Below are 2616 nucleotides of genomic sequence, written 5' to 3'. Positions count from 1 at the left end.
CGGCCGGGCCGCGACGATCGCCACAACGGCGAAGAGGGTGAGCACCATCGCCACCGGGTTGGTCACGAACCTGGCCACCATGCCGGAGTCCTGGAGGAACTCGTCCTCCTCGTCGCCGAGCGGGCGCGACCCGCTCCCGTTCGCTGGGGACGGCTCGGCGGCCGCGAGCTTCGCGTCGCGGCGGCGCTCCGCGACATCGGCGGCCTGGTTGGTCGCCGCGGCCGCGAGGTCGGTGAGGAAGTCGAGTCCGTGCCGGTAGGGCAGCCACCCGGGCGCCAGCAACGGGCGGGCATCAGCGGCCCGGCCCCGTCGAGCGGCGCGCGCGCGGCGGGCAGCGCGCAGGTGGCCAGGTCGGGAGTAGACCGACACCACCGCCGCGAGCTCGTCGAGCGCCTCCCCCACCGCTCGGACGACGAGGTAGCCCAGGACGCGGAGCAGCGAACCGAGGAACAGGCGGATGACCTGCCACGGCAGCCGGCGCCCGGGAGCGTTGGCGAGCATCGTGAACAGGGCGGCCCGGCGCTCCTGGTAGTGCGTGTGGCGTCCGGTCAGCGGTGTTCGGCGTACGCCGCGGTGAGCGGCCTCGGCGTGGAAGACGACCGCCTGCGGGATCACCATCGTCCGGTGGCCTGCCTGGGCGGCGCGCCAGCCGAAGTCGATGTCGTTGCCGAAGATGGGCAGCTCGTCGTCGAAGCCCCCGAGGTCCTCGAGCACACGTCGGCGCACGAGCATGCCGGCGGTGTTGACGGCCAGGACCCGGCGGGCGTCGTCGTGCTGCCCCTGGTCGTACTCGCCGCGCTCGAGTCCGGTCTCTCGGTGGCCGGTGCCGGTGATCGTCAGGCCGACCTCGAGCAGCCGCCGCAGCGAGGGCCACTCGCGCAGCTTGGGACCGAGGATGTCGGCCTCGGGGTACTCCTCGAACGCCAGCGTCAGTGCCAGCAGCGCGTCGGGGGCCGGGTTGGCATCGTCGTGCAGCAGCCAGATCCACTCGTCGTCGGAGGCGACGGGGGGCAACGTGGCGAGGGCGGCGCGCACGGCCTGCGGGTAGGTCGTCGAGCTCTCGAGCACGTGCACGGCCTCGTTGCCCCAGGCCGCTCGAACCAGCTCGACGCTCTCGTCCCGGCTCCCCGTGTCGACGGCGACGAACGCATCGACCGAACGGTTCTGGGCCGCCACGCCGTCGAGGACCGCGGGCAACCATCGCGCCCCGTCATGGCTGACGAGCAGGGCGGTGACGGTCACCGGAGCACCCTAGCGAGGAGGCGGTCAGCCCTGAAATGCAGTCGCCCCGGGGCGAGGACGACCCGGGGCGCGACTGGTGGTCGGTGCTTCGACTCAGACAGCATGCTTCTTCAGCTTGCGACGCTCCCGCTCGGAGAGTCCGCCCCAGATACCGAAGCGCTCGTCGTTCATCAGTGCGGACTCGAGACAGTCGGTGCGGACCTCGCACGTCAGACAGACCTTCTTGGCCTCGCGCGTGGAGCCGCCCTTCTCCGGGAAGAAGGCCTCCGGGTCGGTCTGCGCGCAGAGCGCACGGTCCTGCCAACCCATGTCTTCGGCGTCCGGCTCAAGGAGAAACAGTTCTGCTCTCATGGCTTTCGCCCTTTCGACCCTTGGTGGTGCGTGTCGAACGATGTGAACAACACTGTGGGAATTACATGCCTGTCGTACCCATGAAGTCAAGCCCGAATCTGGTATAGCCCGAACGGGCCATGGGTCGACGCCGAACGGGGGATGCGCAGTAGGGCAGGCTGCTCGCATGCAGAAGATCACCGTTCTCTCCGGCGGCATGGGCGGCGCGAGGTTCCTCCAGGGCCTGCTGCACGGCATCGCCCTCCGCTCGCTCCCGGGCGTGGCCGGTGACGCGGTCGTCACGGTCGTCGCCAACACCGCCGACGATCTGTGGATCCACGGCCTCAAGGTCTGCCCCGACCTGGACACCGTGATGTACACGCTCGGCGAGGGCATCGACGTCGAGCGCGGATGGGGCCGCCGGGACGAGACGTGGAGCGCCAAGGAGGAACTCGAGGCGTACGGCGTGGACTCGACCTGGTTCGGGCTGGGCGACCGCGACATCGCGACCCACCTCGTCCGGAGCCAGATGCTGGAGGCGGGCTACTCCCTCTCGGAGGTCACCCAGGCGCTCTGCCGGCGCTGGCAGCCGGGCGTCCGGTTGTTGCCGATGAGCGACGACCGGGTCGAGACGCACGTCGCGATCGCCGACCCCGACGAGCCGAGCGGGAAGCGTGTCATCCACTTCCAGGAGTACTGGGTGCGCCTGCATGCCGAGGTGCCCGCGCAGGCGTTGGCGTTCGTCGGTCTGGACCAGTCGACCCCCGCACCGGGCGTGCTCGAGGCCATCAACGACGCCGACCTGGTCATCGTGCCGCCGTCGAACCCCGTCGTCTCCGTGGGCACGATCCTCGGCGTGCCCGGCATCAGGAGCGCCCTGAGAGCCACCTCCGCCCCGGTGGTGGGCCTGTCCCCCATCGTCGGCGACACCCACGTGCGCGGCATGGCCCACCAGATGCTCACCGCGATCGGCGTCGACGTCACCGCCGCCGCCGTGGCCGCCCACTACGGTTCCCGCACCGCCGGTGGGGTGCTGGACGGCTG

Annotated in this window: 3 protein-coding genes; 1 reads left to right on the top strand and 2 read right to left on the bottom strand. The window is 70.9% G+C overall.

Going from position 1 to position 2616, the window contains the following annotated elements; translation table 11 throughout:
• Both RMO85_RS07480 and RMO85_RS07475 read right to left on the bottom strand, forming a co-directional pair.
• Nucleotides 1-1242 (bottom strand): glycosyltransferase family 2 protein (locus tag RMO85_RS07480; RefSeq protein WP_310528083.1); only part of this gene is annotated, 1242 nt, incomplete at its 3' end.
• 93 nt (nt 1243-1335) lie between these two features.
• Nucleotides 1336-1593: a WhiB family transcriptional regulator gene (locus RMO85_RS07475; RefSeq protein WP_310528082.1), complete on the bottom strand. Its 258-nt coding sequence runs from the start codon at nt 1591-1593 to the stop codon at nt 1336-1338.
• 166 nt (nt 1594-1759) lie between these two features.
• On the opposite strand from RMO85_RS07475, the gene cofD reads away from it, so the two are divergent.
• Nucleotides 1760-2616: 2-phospho-L-lactate transferase (gene cofD, locus RMO85_RS07470; protein WP_310528080.1), on the top strand; the 857-nt coding region annotated here is incomplete at its 3' end.

Source organism: Nocardioides sp. (assembly GCF_031422975.1).
Lineage (GTDB): Bacteria > Actinomycetota > Actinomycetes > Propionibacteriales > Nocardioidaceae > Nocardioides.
This window is presented reverse-complemented; position numbering and strand designations above follow the sequence as displayed.

Excerpts from the sequence above, each read along its gene's own strand:
- RMO85_RS07475 (WP_310528082.1), bottom strand. The coding sequence starts at position 1,593 with ATGAGAGCAGAACTGTTTCTCCTTGAGCCGGACGCCGAAGACATGGGT.